The sequence below is a fragment of the Erwinia aphidicola genome, assembly GCF_024169515.1.
GTDB classification, from domain to species: Bacteria; Pseudomonadota; Gammaproteobacteria; order Enterobacterales; family Enterobacteriaceae; genus Erwinia; species Erwinia aphidicola.
This window is the reverse complement of sequence record NZ_JAMKCQ010000001.1, coordinates 4,532,655-4,556,375: the sequence shown is the minus strand read 5'-3', so window position 1 is coordinate 4,556,375 and position 23,721 is coordinate 4,532,655. Positions and strand designations below refer to the sequence as shown.

Below are 23,721 nucleotides of genomic sequence, written 5' to 3'. Positions count from 1 at the left end.
TTTCAACGCGAAATAAGCCCCTTTTCTATTGTGACTTTACCGGTAACATTCTAGGGTTATATGGCGCGTTCACCCTGTAATTCATGAGGATTAATCGATGAGAAAGGCTAAAGTTGTACGGTTGATGGAAGTGTCATTGATTGTGGTGTTTGTGGCTCTACTGGCCTGGATGGTCGCGACCGGGGCCTGGTCAGCACTAGGATGGGACCCACACTGGCCTTACCCAACGCACTGAAAAAAATAATAAAGTAGTTGTTCGCAAAATAATCAAAAATTCGCCAGGGATCACCCTTTACTTCAACCCGTTCACCCTCCGGCACATAGCCGTCTCAATAACGTTCCTCATCACATCAGGGGCGCTTCACTGTCAGAGCTGAGGTGATGCCTCACCGTATTCCCCCGCCTTCAGCGCCAAAGTGCCTTTTGGGTCTGATGATGTGATCGTGTGACGAGTGCGCAAAAACTTTCCTGCACTTTTTTCCAGAACTGCCGATAAGTTGTTATAGCGAACAGTGCGTGCACTCTCTATGCACGCAGAGCACCTAATAAGCCAACAACAACGAATAATAACCTGAGGTAGAGATGGATAATTTTCAGAAAGAGATTGATGAGAGAGCGAATCTCGCATTATCGAACAAGTTCGAACTTTTGTTATTCCGTCTGGGGTCTGCTCATCAGGAAGATAAGCCTGAGTTATTCGGCATTAACGTGTTTAAGCTGCGCGAAATCGTGCCGATGACCAACATCACCAAAGCGGCGGGGATGAAGTCGCCGCTGCTGGGGATGGCCAACATTCGCGGTCAGCTGATCCCGGTTATCGATTTACCTGCCGTTGCGGGCTGCACCCCGGCAACCGGCCTTAATCTGCTGCTGGTCACTGAATATGCGCGCAGCACCCAGGCCTTCGCCGTCGAGTCGGTGGAAGATATCGTGCGCCTTGACTGGAGCCAGGTCCATGCGGCTGAGTCGGGCGTCAGCACCCGCAATATCACCAGTATTGCCTGCCTCGATAACAACAGCACCATGGCGATGGTGCTCGACGTGGAGCAGATCCTGCATGACGTGATCCCTTCGGTGCGCGAAGTTAAAGAGGGCGATATACAGATTAAATCCTTCAAGATGAAGCCGGGTGCGGTGGCTATCGTGGCGGAAGATTCGAAGGTGGCGCGTCAGATGCTGGAGCAGGGCCTGAAGGCGATGGGCATCCCGGCGCTGATGCACACTACCGGGCTGGAAGCGTGGAACAAGATTAAGCAGATGCACCAGGAAGCGCAGGCCGAAGGGCACTCGATTCACGATAAGATTGGACTGGTTCTCACCGATCTGGAAATGCCAGAAATGGATGGTTTTACCCTGACGCGCAATATCAAAAGCGATCTGAACCTGAAAAATATCCCGGTAGTGATCCACTCCTCTCTGTCCGGCAGCGCCAACGAAGACCATGTGCGCAAGGTCGGAGCCAATGGCTATGTGGCGAAATTCGAAATCAATCAGCTCTCGGCGGTGATCCACCAGGTGCTGGAAGACGCCGTCGAGTAAGCCTTCAGCGGCAGGACTCCGCGCCTGCCGCTCCCTCTGACGCCGCTGTCACCCTGGCGACGGCGCGCTATTCCCTGTGCGACAGCACACATCAGAATTATTCACTTATCACAAGCTGGAAAGATCCTAAAATGAAATCGTCATTAGCAGAATGAGGGGAGGCGAGCTGGGGTTGGTGAGGGTTTCGAACAAATGCCAGATGCAAAGCATGCCGTTTCGGGCTGGATTCGCTTGCTGGCCTGTGTTCATTGATAAGATATTATGGACAACGACGATAAAAAAACACCTGCTGAATTACCTGGCAGTGCAGAGTCCGGGGATGAAAAGGTGCCTGGAGCGCTGGATCACTGGGTGTTAACACCCGCACAACGGACGTTTATTGAATCTTTACTTGAAGATGACGATCGCACAGACGATTAACTGCCTGACAGGCCGCCCGGTGCGGCCTGTTTTCATTTCTCAGGCTAATTACCGCCGGCTTGCGGCTGACAGAATGAACAATATCGCGACTCCAGCTGGCGCGGCAGACCGCACTGCTGGCAGGCGCGCGCCGCAGAAAAAGCCTGACGCATTCCTCCACCGATCCCCATCCCCGCCTGCGGGTCCAGCAGCTGGCTAATTTTACGCAGCAGCAGCTTGTCGCGCCGGCGTTGCGCCACGGCCGCAGCGCGTCGTGCTTTGTAACGACTGCGGCAGGTTCCTGACGGCGCCGCACTTTTCCAGATAATTGTCGCCATGTTGACCTCCGCTGAGAAGAGTAAGAGCCATTGATAACTGAGCTCACCTGAAATCCTTAGCTTAAGGCTTCTGATGAATCCCGCCTCTAAAAACGATAGCCATAGTTATTATCAATATCAAATGTTATTGATTAAATAACTTAAGTTATCGAGTTATTTTGTTGAAATAGTTGATTTTTAATATTTTTATTGTCATTTTTTGAAAATTAAGACCCAAAGATTCCAAAAGCTTTACTAATCTATTCAGTTATATCGATTGTACAACACTGTCAGGGTCATGATGAGAGGGCGCTGATGGGTCACCGCGAGGAAAAACTGATGGTTTCTGTGTTATTCAGGGTGTCTGGCGGTCACTACGAAGAGACACTCCTGCCGGAGCAGGAGGTCAGCGACTACCGACGTAAGTCGCGGATAAGAAAGATAGCTACGCCAATTAACTGCACATCGTCCGACAGTTCAACGGCGGGTAAACGCGGGTCATCGACGGTTAAAAAACCGTTGGAGGGGCCTTCGAGAAAACGGTAAACCGAGATGCGTGAGTTCATCCTGGCCATAACGAGATCTCCAGATTCTGCTGGTACCTCGGTATCGATAATTACGATGCTACCTGCGCTGGCCTCCGCACAGCCGCTGTTGCGGTCGAGGATGTAAGCACGCCAGCTCTTGCGCGCCCTGGCGCCGCCAGGCGTACTGACCTGCTCGCTGGTTTTACCGTTGCTGTCCCACAGGGCAACCGTAGTGCCAGCTTTAACTTTATCAATCGGGCTGCCGGCGTGACCGCCGCGCATCTCGCCAGCACCACTTGCCAGCCACTCAACGCTGATATCAAGCGCTCTGGCGATGTCCACCAGCTTGCGCGAGCCTTCTGCTTCTCCCTTTGTCAGCCGCCAGATTGTTGGCTGTGAGACGCCCGATGCTTTTGCTAAAGCACCCTGTGTAATTCCCATCATGGTCATAGCCATGTTCAATCGCCAGGCGAGTGTATTCGGTTTCATATACCAGAATTTATAGCGATGCGTATTTTTCGTCAAACACGCTTTGCTATTAACTGTGGTAATACTATTTGCTATTAATGACGCTTTTGCTATAACCATAGTTATTGAATGCGCGTCGGTAACGGCTTTCTGAGCGCATAACCCAGCGTACCGCTGCCGTTGCCGAGTCTGGTTCGCTGTGGTGCTGAAGAGACGAGTTTATCGCCGACTTTCAGTACCAGTATAAACCAGAGTGCCTGCAGGGTGGTGCCGCCACGCCGTAGCGCACTGCCGGATGCATGCCGCTCAACGATTACCCGCTCTTTATCAATCAGGCCGTCCAGCCTAATCGCTGGCAAACTCCCTGGCAGCATCGTCTGCCACTCCTGCGTCACCGTGGCAGTCATCCTTCAGCCGCGCTGACGCCGTGTTAAATGAGTCTCTGCTGCCGGATGATGATATCTGGCGGCAGGTTGCAGCTGACAAAAGGGGCACATCATGCGCGATATGAAAAATTTACTGGAGCGTTGGGGGGGCTGGGCGGCAACGGGTGAACGCGGTCTGGGCTATTCGTCAGTGGCTGCCGGGTTCCGGGGATTGGTGCATTCCCGCCCGGGGCAACGCCCGAGCTGTAGCGACAATGACGGTATGATCCTCGACGCCTGCATCAGCCGTCTGAAAAAGAATCATCCCGAGCAGCACGACATTCTGGTTGCTCACTATCTTTGGCAGATCTCCCTGCGCGCCATCGCCCGCCGCCGCCGCTGCGCGGACGGCACTATCCGCAAACAGATTCAGACCGCCGAAGGGTTTATCGCTGGCGTATTAAGCGCGCTGGAGTGTGAATTAGAGTGCGAAGAGACGATCTGATTTCTTATATTTATTAATCATTAATCAGCAGGGAAATAGATTAATTTCACTTTCTGGATTGCGTACGCAATTTATGATCCAGACTGTTAATGTCGGATTGGCGGCATCAGGGGAAACGCCCGGCGCTATTGAAATGGTCGGGCCACGGTTGTGAAAGTGAAAAATCAGATTGAATAGTGAATAAGGTTGCTGAGGCGGCCTTTTTTTATTGGTTGGAAGCGAGGTGAACGATGAGCAATATTATTCAGATTTTGGTATTCGAAGAGGGATATAAAGAGCAGCCCTATCGCGATAGCGAGGGATATCCCACCGTTGGCTGCGGAATTAAACTCGGTCCGAAAGGGGCGGCGCTGGAAAATTACACCTTCACGCTGCCGCGCACCGTTGGCGATGTCTGGATGCAGCTGATGCTTAACAGCAAAATTGCTGAAATGAAGCAGCGCCCGGCGATGCTGGCCGCGCTGCGCCAGTGTAATCCTCCGCGCAGCGATGTGCTTTACAGCATGGCTTACCAGCTGGGGGTGGACGGGCTGGCGGCCTTTAAAAATACCCTGCTGATGATTGCCAACGGCAACTTCAGCGGAGCCGCAGAGGCGATGCTCGCCAGCCTGTGGGCGCGCCAGACGCCGAAGCGCGCGCAGCGGCAGGCAGAGATGATGCGCAGCGGCACTTATGCCAGTTATCAGGAGGTTCTATGAAATTCACCTTATTTATTCTGCTGGTAGCGATGCTGGCGCTGGCGGTGCTGCTGTTTGTGCATTGCGGCAAAGTTGTGGTGGTCAATCACGCCCGCCTGCTGTTTAAGACCTGGTCGGTGTGGCTGGCCTCGGCTGGCTCCGCGCTCAGTGCCTGGGTGCAGTCATTTCCTGACTCGGCGCTTAGCGCCTGGAGTACGCTGCCTGAGGATGTGAAATCGTGGCTGCCGCATAACTTCCTCGGCATGATCGGCGCATTTATGGTGGCGATGGCGGTGATGGCGCAGTTTATCCGCCAGAAAAACCTCTCTAAACAGCGTGATACCCTCGCAGGAGGCAAAGTATGAGCACACTAATTTCGCTGGTCAGCGGCGGCTGGAGTGGGCTGTTGGCCATTGGCGCCGTGGTGGCGGCCTTTGTTGCCGCATGGTTTGGCGGCAGGCAGGTCGGCAAGAGCCAGCAGCGCGCGACATCCGATATTGCCGCCGCGCAAAAGAGTGCGCAGCAAATCTCGGCCGTTGCTAAACAACAGGCCGCTAACAGTCAGGAGGCAAAACGTGTTCAAGCAGACAATGCTGCTGTTACTGACGGTGACGCTCGCCGCAGGATGCAGCAGTCGCCATTCCACGCCGACGATAAATAACGAAGTGATTTCCGACGCAAGCTGTACGTTATTTTCGCCGATATATACCCACAACCAGGATGCCCAGCTGATGGATATCAGAACCGTCAGGCAGATTAATACCCATAACGATCTGTGGGTTTCGCTTTGTGGTAATAAAAAATAGATCCGCGGATTTAATTATCTGCCAGGAGGTGACAGGAATTTAGTTATCTTTCTCTCCCCGCTCATTCTGCTAATTTACCCTTAATAAGGCGGTCTGCCCGTGCGCGCCGCCAGGAGGTTATTATGATTGAAGTTAACTCATTTGCTGAATTACGTACTACCGCGCCGGCTAAATCTGGCGATATTGCCCTGCTCAAACGGTATTACGATAAAGACTCCACCTTCCGCGGCGGCGGTAATTTTGTCGGATTTGTCACGACCACGCTTCCTGCGGATGATAGCGGAACGTTGGCGGTCGGCAGCGGCTTTTACTGGAAGCGTGTAATTAACGACTACGACGAGGTCAATATCCTGCACTTCGGCGCCAAAGGCGATGGCTATACCGATGACAGTGGGGCATTTAAGCTGATGATGAGCTGGGCGCAGACCTGTAGCAGCAGCTGTAAGGATCTTGGGGTCCGTTTTCCGGGCGGCAAGTTCCTGATCAATCCCATTGACCTTTCGGCCAGCGAACTGCCGTTCTTCTACCTGTACGGCGATAGCAATCCGCAGGGCGGCATTCCGCGCACGACGATTATCTCTGACAAATCGACCAGCCCGGTATTTAAAGTGCAGGCGCGGCGCACGGCCATCAAGGGGATCAGCTGGAACGGGCAGGCGAGTGCGGATGTCAGCGCCAATAAAAGCGTGATCACCTCCGCCATGTGTTCCAATCAGCAGCCGTTTTTTGAAAACACCACCGTGGCGGGGGAAATTGTTCTGATCAGCTGCTTCCGCGGCCAGAACAACGGTGGCACGATATTCAAACTGCTGGATACGCTCGACAGTAAGTTCGACCAAATCTACACCATTAACACCTACGGCCGGGTATTTGACGTCGGCTGGTCGGATACTGTGAAGGGCGTATGGGACCACTCAACGGCCATTGAACTGTCGAATGCCAATTTCCAGTACGGCTATGGCGACGCTACGCTGATGATGCCGCGCGTCACGCAGGGGGTACTGCGCAACGTATGGATTGAGCATACCCGCGCGCCGGGCGACCTTAATAACGGTCAGTGGCTGATAGATGCTCTGAGCCTTGAGGATTGCTCCAGCCCGCTGATCCTCGACCATGCCAGAGTGCAGCTGCGCCAGCTCAATCTGCAGGCTGGGGCATCGCTCAGTCAGGGTACCAGCACCACACGCTGGCTGTCCGGCTATGAGGCGGGATGGCGGCGCGAGGAGAGTTTCGGCACGCTGATGACCGGTTCGATGCGGGCCGGCTGGTATACCGGCTACAAAATTACCAATACCTCCAGCGCCGACAAATGGTACAAGCTCGGCAAGGTGTTTATGCCGAAAGAGAATCAGCAGTGGATTATTGAGATGATTGGCAAGGTCTCCAGCGATGCGGTAACCGGCACGGCGGGTAGCCCGGTCACGTCGGTCTCCTCCTGCTCCAGTTATCTCGGTATCTCACGCTGCGCCACGGCGATTTATGCGGATATTCGTCATCATGGCACCCCGGCAGTGCTGGATATCAAGTATAACCGCATCGGCGTGACCACCACGGAGATCTGGGTGAAGCTGAAGGCCGCCAGCGGCGATACCATGTTTAACCTGAAATCCACCGGGCCAACGCGCTTTGAGTCCGGCGAGTGCTCACTGTTTACCCCGGACTTAACGGAGACCACCGATATCACCACCATCGGCACCAACACGCCCGCGGCACGCATGAGCATGCACAACGGGCTGGCAGGCGTAGGGGCCAACGAGAAAGGGGTGCTGACGCTGGCAACCACCCCGGCGACGGCGCCTACCACCACCACCGCAGCCGGATATATCACCGTTAATATCAACGGCACGGATCGTAAAATTGCTTATTATTAATCAGAGAGTTAAGGCCGGGCTACCCGGCCTTTTTTTTGCTTTTTTTGGAGTTGATGGAAATTTGTTGTGAACTTTCTGGCACCGCTTCGGTCCGATTTATGTAGTCATCTTTTAACTATGAAAGGAAATATCCATGAGTGAGATCGAAAGCAAAACGCAGACTGAACACTTACGCGACGTGACTTCACAGCTAAAAGAGATGCGCCATTACGCGCAGACCAATACTGAGACGCTCTCCAGCCAGTGGCTGGCCTTTGATGAGGGCGAGTATAAAGATCCGTCAGCTGCGGAAAAGATTAACCAGCTGCTGAATCAGCAGGGGACTTTGCTGGAGGCGTTAGACGCCGCCATCCAGGACTTCGAAATCGAAGCTAACCGCATCGAAAACGAAGCCTGATGCAGCGGGTGAAACCGCGCTAAGTTATAGCGGGCCGGGCAAACCTGGCCCCTACAGAACAAACTCCGGGCGAACCTGATTTCGCCCGCTACTCTTCGCAAGATACAACTGTTCATCAGCCTGTTTGATTGACTCATCCAGGCTGTTGACGTTCTTCAGGTTGACCGTGCTAATCCCAATACTCACCGTCACGCTCAGATCGTTGCCGTTCAGCATAATGCTGTTTTGTTCAATGCTGTGGCGCAGGCGATTCGCCAGCAGAAACGCGCGCGGCTGAGAAATCCCTTCGATTAATACCAAAAACTCTTCACCGCCCATTCGGCTCACCAGCGCGGTCTGCTGCAGCGACTGGCGGATGCACTCGACGGTTTTCGCCAGCACAAAATCCCCGGCGGCGTGGCCGTAGGTGTCGTTGATATTTTTAAAGCGGTCGATATCGATCAAAAACGCCGCGCCGAAAAAGCCGTGCGGGCGATTGCGGGGCGTCACCAGCGTTTCAAGTTTTGAGGAGAGCCCGCTGCGCGTCAGTGCGCCGGTTAAAAAGTCATAGTCGGCGCGCTTAGTGATGCGCGCGACCAGCTTTTTATTGGAAGTGCTGCTCAGTGCCACAATCAGCGGGCTGATCAGCATGGCCGCCACGCCGAGGCGGGCAGAAGAGAGAGAATCGATGCGGAACAGATCGTCCTTGCCCTGAATATTAAGCACGTTGCCCGCCACCAGGATGATCTCGCTAATTCCGGTGATCATCGTCAGGAAGCAGGTGATAAACAGCGGGTAGCTGATGGCGCACCACAGCAGCGCGGGCAGGGGAAACAGCATGCTGCCGCCGCCGCCAACCCAGGTACCGGCCAGAGTGGTGGCAATCAGCGCAACCAGCGGCAGCACGGTGCATTCACGCAGGGCGCTGGCCAGCTGAGCCAGCTCATCGCGGCGCGGCAGGCTAATGACCAGCGGCAGCAGCAGGATGGAGGTCGACATCTGCTCGGAGAACCATGAGAACCAGGCCTTAAACAGCTCATCCTCAAAGTAGCGCTCGCTGACAATCGCACCGACCAGCGCACAGCCGGCGGCACCGAACAGTGAGGCCGGGAAAACGTGCAGCAGCGCCTGCAGGCGGCGGGGGTAACCGCGGGTAAAGTGGTTGGTCAGCAGTATCCAGCGCGCGCAGGCAATAAAGAGAATATTTGCCCCATCAAGGCCAACAGCAATGATCGGGGGCGTGCCGTACAGTATGTCCGCGCTGAGGATACCCAAAAAGAGCGTGAGCAGCGTGCTGCGTTTGTCCAGCGAAGGAAAGCGAATGAGCAGCCCAAGCAGTATCGCGTTGCCCGGCCAGAAAAGTGACAACGAACCGAGGTTACGCGCCTCAAGGCCGATAATCGACAGCAGCATAGCGAGGACAAAGAGGATGACTGCCCGATTAACATTATTTTTATACTTTGGCATCTTTAGGCTCAGGACGGTTAAAACGGATCGCTTATGGACGGTCGAATTTAAGGGCTGGCTTCAGGTTGACAACAGACTGCGATCTGAGGGCTGGCGTAATTTTATGCGCACACAACATACGCGACAACCCTGCTGAAAGCAATTTCTTAAGATTAATCCAGGTGCCTTTGGAGCCAGTGATATGCGCTGCGTGAGCGGCTAAAGTTAAGCTAAATGAATGCGCTGGATGGCTGGTTCCGTTAGGTGGTGCCACATATAACGCAATTAAACGGCGCGATCGAATAAAAAAGTCGGGCATCAGAAGGTTTGGGAGAATTCCTGGTACAGTGACCCACGGCGCTGAAATGTTTCAGTAATTGACAAAACAATGCGCGCAGTCAGAGGCTTAGTGGTTCCATAACGCCGGACTAACCTTTATTATCCCCAGCAATTGTTTCGGCCATTAAAAGACGGATGTCATGTATCAACCTGTCGCCTTATTTATCGGCCTGCGCTATATGCGCGGGCGCGCCTCAGACCGCTTCGGCCGGTTTGTCTCCTGGCTCTCTGCCATTGGCATTACGCTGGGCGTGATGGCGCTGGTTACCGTGCTTTCCGTAATGAACGGGCTTGAGCACGAGCTGGAAAAAAACACCCTCGGGCTGATGCCGCAGGCGTTAATTACCCGCGACAGCGGCTCCATCAACCCGCAGCAGACCCCTGCCAGCAGCCTGCATCTCTCCGGCGTCAGCCGCATTACGCCGCTTTCCACCGGGGAAGTGGTGATGCAGAGCGCCGCCAGCGTGGGCGTTGGCGTTATGCTGGGGATTAACCCCGATGAGCCGGACCCGCTGGCACCGTATCTCTATAACGTGCGTCAGCAGCAGCTGCAGTCGGGCCAGTACAATACCATCGTCGGCGAGCAGCTGGCGCATCAGCTGGGCGTGCAGCGCGGCGATAAAATCCGCCTGATGGTGCCATCCGCCAGCCAGTTCACCCCGATGGGCCGCATTCCCAGCCAGCGTCTGTTTACCGTGATCGGCACCTTTGCCGCTAACAGCGATGTCGATGGCTACCAGATTTTGGTCAACCAGCAGGATGCGTCGCGCCTGATGCGTTACCCGGCAGGCAATATCACCGGCTGGCGTCTGTGGCTGGATAAGCCGCTGCAGGTCGACACCATCAGCCAGCAGCCGCTGGCGAAAGGGCTGGTGTGGAAAGACTGGCGCGAGCGCAAGGGCGAACTGTTCCAGGCCGTGAAGATGGAGAAAAATATGATGGGGCTGCTGCTCAGCCTGATCGTCGCCGTTGCCGCTTTTAATATCGTCACCTCGCTTGGCCTGATGATTATGGAGAAGCAGGGTGAAGTGGCTATCCTGCAAACCCAGGGGCTGACGCGTCGCCAGATTGTCGCCGTGTTTATGGTGCAGGGTGCGACCGCCGGAGTGGTGGGCGCGGTGCTGGGCGCGCTGTTGGGCGTACTGCTGGCCAGCCAGCTAAATAATTTAATGCCGGTTATCGGTGCCTTCCTTGATGGCGCCGCGCTTCCGGTCGATATCTCTCTGACGCAGGTTGCCACCATCACCGTTACGGCGATTGTGGTGGCGCTGCTGTCCACGCTTTACCCTTCCTGGCGCGCGGCCGCCGTTCAACCCGCTGAGGCTTTACGTTATGAGTAACAACATCCTGTTGCAGTGCGACAACCTGTGTAAACGCTATCAGGAAGGCAGCGTGCAGACCGATGTCCTGCGCAACGTATCCTTCAGCGTGAAGCCGGGTGAAATGATGGCGATTGTCGGCAGCTCCGGCTCCGGTAAAAGTACCCTGATGCACCTGCTGGGCGGGCTGGATACCCCTACCTCCGGTGAGGTGGTGTTTGACGGCAAATCGCTGAACGCCATGTCGTCAGCGGCCAAGGCCGAGCTGCGCAACCGCGAACTTGGCTTTATCTACCAGTTCCACCACCTGCTGCCGGACTTTAGCGCGCTGGAAAACGTCGCGATGCCGCTGCTGATTGGCAAAACGGCGAAGGCCGGGGCGCAGGCGAAGGCGCTGGCGATGCTGAAAGCGGTTGGCCTGGATCATCGTGCTGCGCACCGCCCGGCAGAGCTCTCCGGCGGCGAGCGTCAGCGCGTGGCTATCGCCCGGGCGCTGGTCAACAGCCCGCGCCTGGTGCTGGCGGATGAACCGACCGGCAACCTCGATGCACGCAATGCCAATGCCATTTTTGAGCTGCTGGGTGAGCTGAACCAGACTCAGGGCACCGCTTTCCTGGTGGTGACGCACGACCTGAGCCTGGCGAAACGCATGCAGCGCCAGATGGAGATGCGCGACGGCGTGCTGAGCGACCAGGTGCAACTGGCAGGTAGCCTCTGATGGCCGGCTCTCTCTCTTTACTGCTCGGCCTGCGCTTTAGCCGCGGCCGTCGCCGCGGCGGCATGGTTTCGCTGATCTCGGTGATCTCCACCGTCGGTATCGCGCTCGGCGTGGCGGTACTGATTGTCGGGCTGAGTGCGATGAACGGCTTCGAGCGCGAGCTGAACAACCGTATTTTGGCGGTGGTGCCGCACGGCGAGATTGAACCGCAGGATCAGCCGTTTGCCGGCTGGCAGGCGATGTTGCCGAAGATCCGCCAGGTGCCGGGCGTGGCCGCCGCCGCACCCTATATCAATTTTACCGGTCTGATCGAGAGCGGCAGCAAGCTGGAAGCCGTGCAGGTGAAGGGCGTTGACCCTCAGCAGGAGAGCCAGCTCAGCGCGCTGCCCTCCTACGTGCAGAATAATGCCTGGGCCAGCTTCGCCGCAGGCAAGCAGCAGATCCTGCTGGGGCAGGGCGTTGCCGATAGCCTGAAGGTTAAGCAGGGCGACTGGCTGACGATCATGATCCCCAACAGCGACGCCGGGCATAAGCTGCTGCAGCCAAAGCGGGTGCGCCTGCAGGTGGCGGGTATCCTCAAGCTGAGCGGCATGCTCGACCACAGTCTGGCGCTGGTGCCGCTGGCCGACGCGCAGCAGCTGCTGAGCATGGGCGACAGCGTCACCGGGATTGCCCTGAAGGCCACCGATCCCTTTAGCGCGATGAGCGTGGTGCGGGCGGCGGGCGAAGTCACCCACGCTACCGTCTATATCCGCAGCTGGATTGGCACCTACGGCTATATGTACCGCGACATCCAGATGATCCGCGCCATTATGTACCTGGCGATGGTGCTGGTGATCGGCGTGGCCTGCTTCAACATTGTCTCCACGCTGGTGATGGCAGTGAAAGATAAGAGCGGCGACATTGCCGTGCTGCGCACCCTCGGGGCTAAAGATGGCTTAATTCGCGCCATCTTTGTCTGGTACGGCCTGCTGGCCGGGCTGGTGGGCAGCGTCAGCGGCGTGGTGGTGGGCGTGCTGGCCGCCCTGAATCTGACACCGATCATTCATGCGATTGAAGCGCTGACTGGCTATCATTTCCTTTCGGGGGATATTTACTTTATCGACTTCCTGCCTTCCGAGCTGCACTGGGGCGACGTTGGCATTGTGCTGGTGACCTCCCTGTTGCTGAGCCTGATCGCCAGCTGGTATCCGGCACGCCGCGCCAGCCGCATCGACCCGGCGCGCGTGCTAAGTGGTCAATAAGTACAGCGGTCAATAAGTACAGTGGACAGTAAGGCAGCGGTTAATCATCGCGGGGGCAGCATGTATTACGGCTTTGATATTGGCGGCAGCAAAATCGCCCTTGGAGTGTATGACGCTCAGCGCCAGCTGGTCTGGCAGCAGCGCGTTGCCACGCCGCAGAATGATTATCCGCAGCTGCTGGCGCTGCTGGAGCAGTTAACGCTTGAGGCCGATGCGTTTTGCGGGCTGCAGGGCAGCGTCGGGCTGGGCGTGCCGGGGCTGCCGGTGCCGGATGACGGCACGCTGTTCACCGCCAATATTCCGGCGGCACGCGGACGCACGCTGTGTGCCGATCTTAGCCAGCGCCTGAATCGTCAGGTACGCATTGATAACGATGCCAACTGTTTTGCGCTGTCGGAAGCCTGGGATGATGAATTTCAGCGCTACCCGGTGGTGCTGGGGATCATCCTCGGCACCGGCGTCGGCGGTGGGTTGATCGTTGACGGCAAACCGGTCACCGGGCGCAATTACGTGGTCGGGGAGCTGGGACATATGCGCCTGCCGGTCGATGCGCTGGAGGTGCTGGGCCGTGATATCCCCCTGCTGACCTGCGGCTGTGGAAAAAAAGGCTGTATTGAGGGCTATCTCTCAGGAACAGGATTTTCATGGCTGTGGCAGCACTTTTATCAGCAGACTCTCAGTGCGCCTGAGATAATCACCCGGTATTATCAGGGAGATACTTCCGCGCTGGCACACGTCGAACGTTATCGTGACCTGCTGGCAGTCTGTCTGGGCAACATCCTGACGCTGCTCGACCCCCAGCTGGTAGTGCTGGGCGGAGGTTTGTCCAATTTCGATGCGCTGTATGACGACCTTGCGCAGCGGGTAACGCCACACCTGTTACCGGTTGCCAGGCCCCCGCGCTTTGCAAAGGCACGTCATGGAGACGCAGGCGGAATGCGCGGTGCCGCATTCCTGCACATTAAGAACCTGTCCCAACAGGCGTAATTGTCGCAGACAATTTTGAGCACTGCTCAGGTTCAAAACGGCAAGTAAAATAGCCTGATGGGACAGGTTCTAAGGATTAGAGGATTTGGTTATGCGTACACCTCGTCGCCGCTTAAGGCTGGCACGCTACAAGAAGACCCGACGCCAGGTACATCAGCGTTTTCGTCAGCGCATTTTCGAACGCGACCGTAATATCGAAATAGCCCGTCATCCGCTGCCGCGCGTGGTGGTACTGACCGGGGCTGGCATCTCTGCCGAGTCCGGCATTCAGACCTTCCGCGCTGCCGATGGCCTGTGGGAAGAGCACAAGGTCGAAGATGTCGCCACGCCCGAAGGCTTCGCCCGCAACCCTGAACGGGTGCAGCAGTTCTATAATCTGCGTCGCCAGCAGCTGCAGCAGCCGGCGATCCAGCCTAACGCTGCGCATCTGGCGCTGGCCGAGCTGGAAGCCGCCCTTGGTGACCATTTCCTGCTGGTCACGCAGAACATCGACAACCTGCACGAGCGTGCCGGTAACCGCAACGTGATCCACATGCATGGCGAACTGCTGAAAGTGCGCTGTGTCAGCAGTGGGCAGGTCCTGCACTGGACTGAAGACGTTAAGCCGGACGATCGCTGCCACTGCTGCCAGTTCCCGTCGGTGCTGCGACCGCACGTGGTGTGGTTTGGCGAGATGCCGTTGCAGATGGATGAGATCTATCAGGCGCTGGCGCAGGCGGATTACTTTGTGGCTATCGGTACCTCCGGCCACGTCTATCCGGCGGCCGGTTTTGTCCATGAGGCCAGGCTGCAGGGCGCGCACACCGTTGAGCTCAACCTGGAGCCAAGCCAGGTTGGCAGCGAGTTTGAAGAGAAGCAGTATGGCCTGGCCAGCGAAGTGGTGCCGGAGTGGGTGCACGACCTGCTGGAAAATATCGCCAGGCCTGATGCGCGCAAAGGTCCCGATGCGCCGTCAGCGTTTGGCCTGCGTCAGGATCAGATGGGCGATAACTCCGCCGATTAATCCCCAGAACGCGGCGCCCACGCCCAGCAGCGTAACGCCGGAAGCGGTGATCAAAAAGGCGATCGCCGCTGCATCGAGCTGTTTCTCATCGCTGAGCGCCCGCTGCAGGCTGGCGGCAAGGGTCCCCAACAGCGCCAGCCCGGCGATGGTGTGGATCATCGCCTGCGGCAGCGCGGTAAATAACCCGCCAATCGCCCCACCAAATATCCCCGCCAGCAGATAAAACACCCCGGCCGCTGCCGCAGCCCAGTAGCGCCGCTGCGGGTCACTGTGCACCTCCGGCCCCATGCAGATTGCGGCAGTAATCGCGGCGATACAGACGGTGAAACCGCCAAAGGGCGCCAGCAGCAGGGCGGTCAGCCCGGTCCAGGCGATCAGCGGCGACACCGGCAGCGTATAGCCGTGCGCTTTCAGCGTGGCGATGCCGGGCGCATTCTGCGAAGCCATCGTCACCACAAAGAACGGAATACCGATGCCGAGCAGGCTGGAGAGGCTGAAGTATGGCGCAATAAACTGTGGCATAACCCTGCTTTGCCCCGGCATAACGTGGATATTGCCCTGAATGGCCGCCACCAGCAGCCCGGCCAGCAGCGTCAGGATGATGGCATAACGCGGCAGCAGCCTTCTTGCCAGCAGGTAGACCAGGCACATGCTGCCGCTGAGCGCGAAGTTAACCTGCAGAGCGCCAAAGGCATCCATGCCGAAGCGCAGCAAAATACCGGCCAGCATTGCCGCCGAGATCGCCTGCGGAATCGCGTTCATCACGCGCGCAAACAGCCCCGTTACGCCGCAGATCAGGATCAGCGCGGAGGCAAAAATAAATACCCCTATCGCTTCATTCAGCGGCGTGCCGGGCAGGCTGGTCACCAGCAGCGCAGCCCCGGGGGTTGACCAGGCGGTAAGCACCGGAGTGCGATACCACAGCGACAGCCCAAGCGATGTGGCGCCCATCCCCAGCCCGAGCATGGTCAGCCAGCCACCAATTTGCAGGGGGCTGGCCCCGGCGGCAGCGGCGGCCTGAAAGATAATGGCCGCGGAGCTGGTGTAGCCCACCAGTACGGCGACGAACCCGGCAACAATCGCGGGAAAGGTCAGATGGCTGAGCGTGAGTGGAGGGCGCATATACGGTTTCCGCAGGTTGTACGTTATAACGCACAAGGTAGCATCGTGCGTTATAACGTACAAGCGGCTATACTCGGCAAAAGATCGCGGGAGGAACATTGTGGACGCTCTGCAACATTATCTGGCCAACACGCTAAAGCAGCAGCGTACGCTGCGCGGCTGGAGTCTGAGCCATGCGGCTCAGATCACTGGGGTGAGTAAGGCGATGCTCGGGCAGATTGAACGCGCCGAGTCCAGCCCGACAATCGCCACGCTATGGAAAATCGCCACCGGTTTTAATCTGCCGTTCTCTCTGTTTATTGAACCGGTCGCCGCCGATGATGATCGCGCTCCGCGCCGTGAATCCCTTCTGCCGGGCTATTCACCGGCGGGGAACGGGATGCAGATCGTTTCACTGTTTCCTTTCGATGCTGAGCTACGCTTCGAAATGCTGGTGATTGAACTGGCACCCGGCGCGCTGAGTGAATCCGCCGCCCATGAGAAGGGCGTGATAGAACATGTTATTGTGCTGGAAGGGGCGCTGGAACTGGTGGTTGATGGTCAGGTTCAGCGGCTGGGCAGGGGGGAGGCGCTGCGCTTTCAGGCCGACTGCGTGCACAGCTACCATAATGTGGGTAATGAAAAAGTGCGTTTTCATGATCTGATTCATTATCCCCGGCGTTAGTCACGCGTTCACCGACGCAAAGTGATTTGAAACAATATTTGCCCTGGTACGGCTACCCATAATAAACGCTGGCATTCAGAGGGACGACAGATGAACAATTTACTCAATCGCTTCTTAAACTATGTATCCGTGGAGTCGCAATCAAAAGTTAACGTGCGTCAGATACCCAGCTCCGAGGGGCAGCTACGCCTGGCGCAGATACTGTGTGAAGAGCTGAGAGCGCTTGGCATGCAGGATATCCGCTGCAGCAAGCAGGGTATTGTCATGGCGACGCTGCCGTCCAACGTCAGCTGGCCGACGCCGGCGATCGGGTTTATCTCGCATATGGATACCTCGCCGGATTTTACCGCCAAAAACGTCAATCCGCAGGTGATTGAAAACTACCGCGGGGGCGATATCGCGCTCGGCGTTGGCGATGAGATCCTCTCCCCGGTGATGTTCCCGGTGCTGCACGAGCTGATCGGCCATACCTTGATCACCACCGATGGCAAAACCCTGCTCGGCGCTGATGATAAAGCCGGTATTGCCGAGATCATGACCGCGCTGGCGCACTTAACGCAGGGCGGCGTTGAGCATGGTGAAGTGCGCGTAGCGTTCACCCCTGATGAAGAGATTGGTAAAGGCATTCACAACTTTGACGTGGCGGCATTCGGCGCTGACTGGGCCTATACCGTTGACGGCGGTGGCATGGGCGAGTTCGAGTACGAGAACTTTAATGCGGCCTCGGTGACGGTAAAGATCACCGGCAATAATGTGCATCCCGGAACTGCAAAAGGGGTAATGGTTAACGCGCTGGACGTGGCGATGCGTTTCCACCGTGAGCTGCCGGAAGATGAGGTACCGGAGAAAACCGCCGGTTACGAAGGCTTCTACCATCTGCACGGGATCAAGGGCGCGGTCGATCGTGCCGAGCTGCACTACATTGTGCGTGACTTCTCGCGCAGCGGCTTCAGCCAGCGTAAGCAGCTGCTGGCGGAAATCGCCGCACGGCTGGAACAGACGCTGCCTGCCGCGGCGGGGATTGAGCTGCTGGTCGAGGACAGCTATTACAATATGCGTGAAAAGGTGGAAGCCTGCCCGCAGAGTATCGAGCTGGCGCTGCAGGCGATGCGCGACTGCGATATTACCCCGCAGGTGAAACCGATCCGCGGCGGCACCGATGGTGCGCAGCTGTCATTTATGGGCTTGCCATGCCCGAACCTGTTTACCGGCGGCTACAACTATCACGGCAGGCATGAATTTGCCTCGCTGGATAATATGGAGCGGGCCGTACAGGTGATTGTGCGCATTGCGGCGCTGGCGGCGGAACAGGCGAAAACGGCAGGGTCTGCGGGCTGACCGAAAAAGAGGGTCCGCCCCTACGACGGCAAGATTTCGTAGGGGGCGACCTATTGTTTCGGTCGCCCCGTGTCCACGGCGGGATCTGCGGGCGGACCGGAAAAGAGGGTCCGCCCCTACGACGGCAAGATTTCGTAGGGGGCGACCGCTGTTCTGGTCGCCCCGCAAAGGTTTACTCTTCTTCCGGGAAATACCAGTAGCCGCTGTTTACCAACGCGGCAAGCTGCGCAAGGAATGACGGATCGTCGAGCGCATCACCAAGCTGTTCCTGGCCAAGCGTCAGCTGGTTGGCCAGCGCAGTGAGGGCAGCACGGTGCGGGGATTCCACCTGCTCACCGTTGATAAACACTGCTTCACCGATCGACACCACGCGCAGACCGCCCAGGCGTGACAGCTGCTCGCCCTGCTGTAGCGCATCATAAATCTCATCCGGCTGATACGGCGGCTCCGGCGGCGCGATGTCCAGTTCGTGACGCGACTGGGAGATAAACTCGCCGAACCACTGATTAAAGTGCTGCGGCTGGTCAATCACTTCCAGCATCATGGCGCGAATGCCCGCCAGCTCCGCGGGCAGAATTTCGGCGTGATGCTCGCGTGGCTGCACGTCCGGGTCGCTGAAGCGGCGGCTGCCCAGTTCGCGGGCCAGCACGTAGTCGGCAAAGCCGCTGATCAGCTCACGCCCGCTTGGCGCACGGAATCCCACCGAGTAGTTAATCGCATTTTCCAGCGAATAGCCCTCATGCGGGAATCCTGGCGGAATATAGAGAATATCGCCCGGCTCCAGCTCTTCATCGATGATCGCCTCGAACGGCTCCACCTGCAGCAGGTCGGGATGCGGACAGTGCTGTTTCAGTTCGGTTTTTTCACCCACGCGCCAGCGACGACGGCCGGTGCCCTGAATGATAAATACGTCATACTGGTCGAAATGCGGCCCCACGCCGCCGCCCGGCACCGAGAAGGAGATCATCAGATCGTCCATACGCCAGTCGGGGATTGTGCGGAAGGGGTGCATCAGCGCGGCAGACGCTTCATGCCAGTGATCGACCGCCTGCACCAGCAGCGACCAGTTGTTCTCGCCAAGATGGTCATAGCTCTCGAACGGGCCGTGAGCGACCTGCCATTTTCCATCCTGGTGGCTGACCAGTCGGCTGTCGACTTCGTTTTCCATCGCCAGGCCGGCCAGTTCATCCGGGGAGATCGGGTCAACGAAGTTTTTGAAGCCGCGTTTCAGCACTACCGGGCGTTTCTGCCAGTAGCGCTGAATAAAGTCGGACCAGTTGAGATCGAGCTGATAATCCATGATGATTTCCTGAAACGCGAAAGTGAAACGATTATAACAGCGCGCGGCAGTTGCTGTGTACCACCACGCAGAAATCTGTTACTCGTGCTTGTGCAGCGGCTCCTGGCGCTCGAAGATCACCTCCATGCGGGCGCCACCCAACGGGCTGGCGCTGGCGATGATATCACCGGCGTACTGTTCCAGAATATCACGTGCCAGCGACAGGCCCAGCCCCTGGCCGGGGCGCAGGGTGTCGGCGCGCTGGCCGCGAATAAACACCAGATCGCGTTTATTTTCCGGGATGCCGGGGCCATCGTCCTCAACAATCAGGTGGAGTGAGTTGTCAGTCTGACGGGCGGTTATCTCCACAAACTCCAGGCAGTATTTACAGGCGTTATCCAGCACGTTGCCCATCACTTCCATAAAGTCGTTCTGTTCACCGACGAAAATCAGCTCGGGAGAGATATCCAGCGTCAGCACCACGCCTTTGCGCTGATAGACCTTGTTCAGCGCGGAGCAGAGGCTGTCGAGTAGGGCAGGGACGGAGTGCAGATCGCGTTTCAGCGCGTGGTGATCCGCCTGCATGCTGGCGCGGTGCAGATAATAGCCAATCTGCTGCGAGATACGGCTGATCTGCTCCAGCATAATTGGCTCAGCCTGCTCCACCGACAGGTTCTGCCCACCGCGCAGTGAACGCAGCGTGGTCTGCAATACCGCCAGCGGCGTTTTCAGGCTGTGGGTCAGGTCGCTCAGAGTCGTGCGATAGCGGGTATGGCGCTGACGTTCGTTATCCAGCAGCATATTCAGGTTGCGCACCAGCCCTTTCAGCTCCTGCGGCGGCGCGGGATCGAGCGTTTCACGGCTGCCGCTCTCCAGTTCGCGCACCTGGCCCGCCAGCGCGCCAATCGGGCGCAGGCTCCAGTGCGCCGCCAGCCACAGCAGCGGAATAATCAGCAGCAGGTTGGCCAGCAGGACATAGCTGAACCACGACCAGACTACGTCCGAGTGCTGAAGCTCCTGCGGGATTGAGTCGACCACCACAATGGTCAGTTCCGGCAGGCTAGCCGTGGCCTCATAGCGGTTAACCGCCACCGAGTGCGTAAAGGTGTCATCCCCGTCGTCATCATAGGCGGTCAGCTTATTCTGCGCATCACGGTCATTGCCGAGCACTTCGCGGCTGGTGTGGTTATTGGTATCGATTTCGTAAAAGTCAGATTTATTCAGCCATTCACGGCGGATTTTGCTGCGGATATCCGGCACGTCGCGCTGCTGCCACAGCAGGTTGCCGCGATCGTCATAGATAAACACCAGCGCCGGAAAATTGAGGCTCATCCGCTCCGGCTGCACGATACTGAGCTTATTGTCCTGCCACTGAGCAAGGGTAAAAAACAGGTTACTTTCGCTGCGCAGAACGCGGTAGGTATTCTTATCAAAGCTAACGACATAGCCCACCACGGCAACCATGCCGTAGGAGAGAGACATGGTTAACACTACTGCAGCGGTAGCAAGCAGGAAACGGACCCGCAGCGAGAGCGGTTTTCTTCGGCGCCAGCTAAAGCGCATTTACAGGTCGAAGCGGTAGCCCTGACCGCGCACCGTGGTGATCACTTCCAGCGGATGCTCCGCCTGCATTTTTTTGCGCAGGCGCCCCATCAGTACGTCGATGGTGTGGCTTTCGCGCAGTTCAGCATCGGGGTAGAGCTGCAGCATCAGCGAATCTTTACTCACCACTTTTCCGGCATTGCGGATCAGGGTTTCGATGATGGTGTACTCAAAGGCGGTCAGCTTAATGTGGTTGTCGTTGATGGTCAGCTCGCGGCGCGAGAGATCCACCTGGAAAGGGTGCAGGGTAATAATCTGTGAGGCCAGCCCGCTATTGCGGCGCATCAGCGCCTGCATGCGCGCCACCACTTCTTCGATATGGAACGGTTTAGTGACGTAGTCATCGGCACCGGCTTCCAGCGCTTCGACCTTTGCCTGCCAGCCGTCGCGCGCGGTCAGCACCAGAATCGGCTGACGCACTTCCTGGCTGCGCCAGCGGCGGATCATCGCCATGCCGTCTTCATCAGGCAGGCCGAGGTCGACCAGCGTGATATCCGGAGTGTGCTCATTGAGAAAATAGTCAGCTTCTTTCGCGCCCTCGGCGGCGTCCACCTGATGACCCATCTCACGCAGCTGTACCGCAAGATGATGACGCAGCAGTGGATTATCTTCCACAACTAACACACGCATAATCTAATCCTTAAACAAAGAACTGCCGGAGTCGACAGCATAAACTGCCTTGAGTATAGGAGGAAGCAGATAAACAGCAGCTTAACACGGGCTGACTAGCGCCAGCCCGCGTGGGGAGGGGTTACTTCAGGTCGTCAACCATCTGCACAGCACGGCCAATGTAGTTCGCTGGCGTCATCGCTTTCAGGCGGGTTTTCTCTTCTTCCGGCAGCGCCAGACCGTCGATAAACACCTTCATGCCTTCCGCATCGACACGCTTGCCGCGGGTCAGCTCTTTCAGCTTCTCATAAGGCTTCTCGATGCCGTAACGGCGCATGACGGTCTGGATTGGCTCGGCCAGTACTTCCCAGTTGTGGTCCAGCTCGTCCAGCAGGCGGTCGCGGTTCACTTCCAGCTTGGAGATGCCTTTCAGCGTTGCCTGGTATGCAATCAGCGCATAGCTCACGCCCACGCCAAGGTTGCGCAGCACGGTGGAGTCGGTCAGGTCGCGCTGCCAGCGGGATACCGGCAGTTTGCTTGCCAGATGCTGCATCACCGCGTTCGCCAGGCCCAGGTTACCTTCTGAGTTTTCGAAGTCGATGGGGTTAACCTTGTGCGGCATGGTAGAAGAACCGATTTCACCGGCAATAGTTTTCTGCTTGAAGTGGTTCAGCGCAATGTAGCCCCAGACGTCGCGATCGAAATCGATCAGGATGGTGTTAAAGCGCGCCATGCAGTCAAACAGCTCGGCGATATAGTCATGCGGTTCGATCTGCGTGGTGTACGGGTTCCAGGTAATGCCCAGGGAAGTGACGAACTCTTCGCTCAGCTGATGCCAGTCCACTTCCGGATAGGCCGCAATGTGGGCGTTATAGTTACCGACAGCACCGTTAATTTTACCCAGCATTTCGATGCGTTCCAGCTGGCGCAGCTGGCGTTCGAAGCGGTAAGCGACGTTCGCCATCTCTTTGCCCAGCGTGGACGGGGTGGCTGGCTGGCCGTGGGTACGTGATAGCAGCGGGATATCCCGATACTGCACCGCCAGGTCTTTCACTGCAGCGATGATTTTGTTCCAGTAAGGCACAATCACCTCACGGCGAGCGGTTTCCAGCATCAGCGCGTGCGACAGGTTATTGATATCTTCAGAGGTACAGGCGAAGTGAATAAATTCAGATACCGCGTGCAGGGCAGGGACGGCTTCAACTTTCTCTTTCAGGAAGTATTCGACGGCTTTCACATCGTGATTGGTGGTACGCTCGATGGTTTTAATGCGCGCAGCATCAGCTTCGCTGAAATTGCTGACAATGGCATCAAGGAAAGCGTTTGCGTCGGCGTCAAATGCAGGAACTTCCTTGATCACAGCGGTTTCGGCCAGTTTCTGTAACCAGCGAACTTCAACCTCAACGCGGAATTTCAGCAGGCCAAATTCGCTGAAAATACTACGCAGTGGGCTGACTTTGTCGCCATAACGACCATCAACAGGTGAGACGGCGGTCAGAGAGGATAATTCCATTGTTGCTGCTCCAGATCGGTTTAATAAAATCAGGTTGCGGTCCCGTTGATGCGGGCCAGAATCGCTTTCGCCTCGTTGACTAAGCGGTTACGGGAGAACATCAGCTGCAGGCGGCCACCGCCGACCTGCTGCCACAGCACTGCTGCGCGGATACCCGCCAGCAGTGAGGCTCGAACTTTACTCTGCACCTGGGCATTTTGCAGAACCGCCGGAGAACCGGTGACCTGAATGCGCGGGCCGAGCGGGCTGATTACGTCGACATAAATTGCGGCCATGGCGCTCAGCAGGGTATCGGACTCCAGACCGTAGTGCGCCAGCTGACGATCGAGCTGGGCGATGCGGGTTGAAAGCTCATTCAGCGCGCTTTTACTGGCGTTGAGCTTACGCTCCAGCACCATCATGCTCAGGGTATAACGCGTCAGCTCGGCGCCCAGGCCCTGGCGGCTGTTGCTGTTCAGCACCGCAATCAGGGTTTCCAGGCCAAACTGCAAATTGGCTTCATTGTCACCGTACACCGCCAGCGTGGAGGACGGATTGAGGTCCAGCAGGCTGTTCAGCGTGATTTTCAGCGCGTCCGGCGGGCACTGGCCCTGATGCGCCAGCTGTTGCACCAGGTGAGCTGACTGGCAGATGCCCGCCAGCGCCAGAGTAATATCATAATAGTTCTTCGCCACGTTTACTCCTGTAT

The 23,721-nt window shown here is 57.2% G+C and carries 26 protein-coding genes; 16 read left to right on the top strand and 10 right to left on the bottom strand.

The window, feature by feature from the left end; translation table 11 throughout:
• Window positions 1-97: 97 nt before the first annotated feature.
• The 3 genes from J2Y91_RS21300 (at window position 98) to J2Y91_RS21290 (ending at window position 1,959) form a co-directional block, all read left to right on the top strand.
• Window positions 98-235: a hypothetical protein gene (locus J2Y91_RS21300; RefSeq protein ID WP_180276764.1), complete on the top strand. Its 138-nt coding sequence runs from the start codon at window positions 98-100 to the stop codon at window positions 233-235.
• A 347-nt stretch (window positions 236-582) separates the two neighbouring features.
• Window positions 583-1,539 (top strand): chemotaxis protein, encoded by a 957-nt coding sequence (locus J2Y91_RS21295; RefSeq protein WP_048916349.1) that lies wholly within the window; start codon window positions 583-585, stop codon window positions 1,537-1,539.
• A gap of 261 nt (window positions 1,540-1,800) precedes the next feature.
• Window positions 1,801-1,959, top strand: coding sequence for a YciX family protein (locus J2Y91_RS21290; RefSeq protein WP_166643173.1), 159 nt, complete (start codon window positions 1,801-1,803; stop codon window positions 1,957-1,959).
• Window positions 1,960-2,003: 44 nt separating this feature from the next.
• Here J2Y91_RS21290 and J2Y91_RS21285 read toward each other — a convergent pair whose 3' ends face one another.
• The 3 genes from J2Y91_RS21285 to J2Y91_RS21275 form a co-directional block, all read right to left on the bottom strand.
• Window positions 2,004-2,276 (bottom strand): hypothetical protein, encoded by a 273-nt coding sequence (locus J2Y91_RS21285; RefSeq protein ID WP_133623384.1) that lies wholly within the window; start codon window positions 2,274-2,276, stop codon window positions 2,004-2,006.
• Window positions 2,277-2,668: 392 nt separating this feature from the next.
• Window positions 2,669-3,226 carry a LexA family transcriptional regulator gene (locus J2Y91_RS21280; RefSeq protein WP_133623385.1) on the bottom strand — a complete coding sequence of 186 codons (558 nt, stop codon included), beginning with the start codon at window positions 3,224-3,226 and terminating at the stop codon, window positions 2,669-2,671.
• A 146-nt stretch (window positions 3,227-3,372) separates the two neighbouring features.
• Window positions 3,373-3,657 carry a hypothetical protein gene (locus J2Y91_RS21275; RefSeq protein WP_133623386.1) on the bottom strand — a complete coding sequence of 95 codons (285 nt, stop codon included), beginning with the start codon at window positions 3,655-3,657 and terminating at the stop codon, window positions 3,373-3,375.
• A gap of 91 nt (window positions 3,658-3,748) precedes the next feature.
• Here J2Y91_RS21275 and J2Y91_RS21270 point away from each other — a divergent pair, with 91 nt between their 5' ends.
• The 6 genes from J2Y91_RS21270 to J2Y91_RS21245 all read left to right on the top strand — a co-directional run bounded on the left by J2Y91_RS21270 (window position 3,749) and on the right by J2Y91_RS21245 (window position 7,871).
• Window positions 3,749-4,120: an antiterminator Q family protein gene (locus tag J2Y91_RS21270; RefSeq protein WP_133623387.1), complete on the top strand. Its 372-nt coding sequence runs from the start codon at window positions 3,749-3,751 to the stop codon at window positions 4,118-4,120.
• 230 nt (window positions 4,121-4,350) lie between these two features.
• Window positions 4,351-4,818, top strand: a complete 468-nt coding sequence (locus tag J2Y91_RS21265) for a glycoside hydrolase family protein (protein ID WP_133623388.1) — start codon at window positions 4,351-4,353, stop codon at window positions 4,816-4,818.
• Window positions 4,819-4,847: 29 nt separating this feature from the next.
• Complete coding sequence (locus tag J2Y91_RS21260) at window positions 4,848-5,162, top strand: DUF7940 domain-containing protein (RefSeq protein ID WP_396018888.1); 315 nt, start codon at window positions 4,848-4,850, stop codon at window positions 5,160-5,162.
• Entirely contained in the window at window positions 5,159-5,458 is a 300-nt protein-coding gene (locus J2Y91_RS21255) for a hypothetical protein (RefSeq protein ID WP_133623389.1), read from the top strand. The genes J2Y91_RS21260 and J2Y91_RS21255 overlap by 4 nt, the downstream gene beginning before the upstream one ends.
• 267 nt (window positions 5,459-5,725) lie before the next feature.
• On the top strand, window positions 5,726-7,474 hold the full coding sequence (locus J2Y91_RS21250; protein ID WP_133623390.1) for a putative phage tail protein: 1,749 nt from the start codon (window positions 5,726-5,728) through the stop codon (window positions 7,472-7,474).
• 133 nt (window positions 7,475-7,607) lie between these two features.
• On the top strand, window positions 7,608-7,871 hold the full coding sequence (locus J2Y91_RS21245; protein WP_048916342.1) for a hypothetical protein: 264 nt from the start codon (window positions 7,608-7,610) through the stop codon (window positions 7,869-7,871).
• A 51-nt stretch (window positions 7,872-7,922) separates the two neighbouring features.
• Here J2Y91_RS21245 and J2Y91_RS21240 read toward each other — a convergent pair whose 3' ends face one another.
• Complete coding sequence (locus tag J2Y91_RS21240; RefSeq protein ID WP_133623391.1) at window positions 7,923-9,317, bottom strand: GGDEF domain-containing protein; 1,395 nt, start codon at window positions 9,315-9,317, stop codon at window positions 7,923-7,925.
• Between the two features lie 458 nt (window positions 9,318-9,775).
• On the opposite strand from J2Y91_RS21240, the gene lolC reads away from it, so the two are divergent.
• The 5 genes from lolC (at window position 9,776) to cobB (ending at window position 14,906) form a co-directional block, all read left to right on the top strand.
• Complete coding sequence (gene lolC / locus J2Y91_RS21235) at window positions 9,776-10,975, top strand: lipoprotein-releasing ABC transporter permease subunit LolC (protein ID WP_133623392.1); 1,200 nt, start codon at window positions 9,776-9,778, stop codon at window positions 10,973-10,975.
• Window positions 10,968-11,672, top strand: a complete 705-nt coding sequence (gene lolD / locus J2Y91_RS21230; RefSeq protein WP_048916339.1) for a lipoprotein-releasing ABC transporter ATP-binding protein LolD — start codon at window positions 10,968-10,970, stop codon at window positions 11,670-11,672. The genes lolC and lolD overlap by 8 nt, the downstream gene beginning before the upstream one ends.
• Window positions 11,672-12,916, top strand: a complete 1,245-nt coding sequence (gene lolE / locus J2Y91_RS21225) for a lipoprotein-releasing ABC transporter permease subunit LolE (protein ID WP_099754440.1) — start codon at window positions 11,672-11,674, stop codon at window positions 12,914-12,916. The genes lolD and lolE overlap by 1 nt, the downstream gene beginning before the upstream one ends.
• A gap of 60 nt (window positions 12,917-12,976) precedes the next feature.
• Window positions 12,977-13,903: an N-acetylglucosamine kinase gene (nagK, locus tag J2Y91_RS21220; protein WP_133623393.1), complete on the top strand. Its 927-nt coding sequence runs from the start codon at window positions 12,977-12,979 to the stop codon at window positions 13,901-13,903.
• A 91-nt stretch (window positions 13,904-13,994) separates the two neighbouring features.
• Window positions 13,995-14,906: a Sir2 family NAD+-dependent deacetylase gene (gene cobB, locus J2Y91_RS21215; RefSeq protein ID WP_133623394.1), complete on the top strand. Its 912-nt coding sequence runs from the start codon at window positions 13,995-13,997 to the stop codon at window positions 14,904-14,906.
• Here the strand turns inward: cobB and J2Y91_RS21210 are convergent.
• Window positions 14,856-16,028, bottom strand: coding sequence for a benzoate/H(+) symporter BenE family transporter (locus tag J2Y91_RS21210; protein ID WP_133623395.1), 1,173 nt, complete (start codon window positions 16,026-16,028; stop codon window positions 14,856-14,858). The genes cobB and J2Y91_RS21210 overlap by 51 nt on opposite strands.
• Window positions 16,029-16,128: 100 nt before the next feature.
• On the opposite strand from J2Y91_RS21210, the gene J2Y91_RS21205 reads away from it, so the two are divergent.
• The gene (locus tag J2Y91_RS21205; protein ID WP_133623396.1) at window positions 16,129-16,692 is read left to right on the top strand and encodes a helix-turn-helix domain-containing protein; all 564 of its coding nucleotides are present in this window, start codon (window positions 16,129-16,131) and stop codon (window positions 16,690-16,692) included.
• 90 nt (window positions 16,693-16,782) lie between these two features.
• The gene (pepT, locus tag J2Y91_RS21200; RefSeq protein ID WP_099754443.1) at window positions 16,783-18,030 is read left to right on the top strand and encodes a peptidase T; all 1,248 of its coding nucleotides are present in this window, start codon (window positions 16,783-16,785) and stop codon (window positions 18,028-18,030) included.
• A gap of 172 nt (window positions 18,031-18,202) precedes the next feature.
• Here pepT and J2Y91_RS21195 read toward each other — a convergent pair whose 3' ends face one another.
• From J2Y91_RS21195 to hflD, 5 genes are all read right to left on the bottom strand, one after another.
• The gene (locus tag J2Y91_RS21195) at window positions 18,203-19,330 is read right to left on the bottom strand and encodes a ribosomal protein uL16 3-hydroxylase (RefSeq protein ID WP_133623397.1); all 1,128 of its coding nucleotides are present in this window, start codon (window positions 19,328-19,330) and stop codon (window positions 18,203-18,205) included.
• Window positions 19,331-19,408: 78 nt separating this feature from the next.
• Window positions 19,409-20,872, bottom strand: coding sequence for a two-component system sensor histidine kinase PhoQ (gene phoQ / locus J2Y91_RS21190; RefSeq protein ID WP_133623398.1), 1,464 nt, complete (start codon window positions 20,870-20,872; stop codon window positions 19,409-19,411).
• Window positions 20,873-21,541, bottom strand: a complete 669-nt coding sequence (gene phoP, locus J2Y91_RS21185) for a two-component system response regulator PhoP (protein WP_048916329.1) — start codon at window positions 21,539-21,541, stop codon at window positions 20,873-20,875.
• Window positions 21,542-21,662: 121 nt separating this feature from the next.
• Window positions 21,663-23,033, bottom strand: a complete 1,371-nt coding sequence (gene purB, locus J2Y91_RS21180; RefSeq protein WP_133623399.1) for an adenylosuccinate lyase — start codon at window positions 23,031-23,033, stop codon at window positions 21,663-21,665.
• Between the two features lie 29 nt (window positions 23,034-23,062).
• Window positions 23,063-23,707, bottom strand: a complete 645-nt coding sequence (gene hflD / locus J2Y91_RS21175) for a high frequency lysogenization protein HflD (RefSeq protein WP_048916327.1) — start codon at window positions 23,705-23,707, stop codon at window positions 23,063-23,065.
• Window positions 23,708-23,721: the final 14 nt, after the last annotated feature.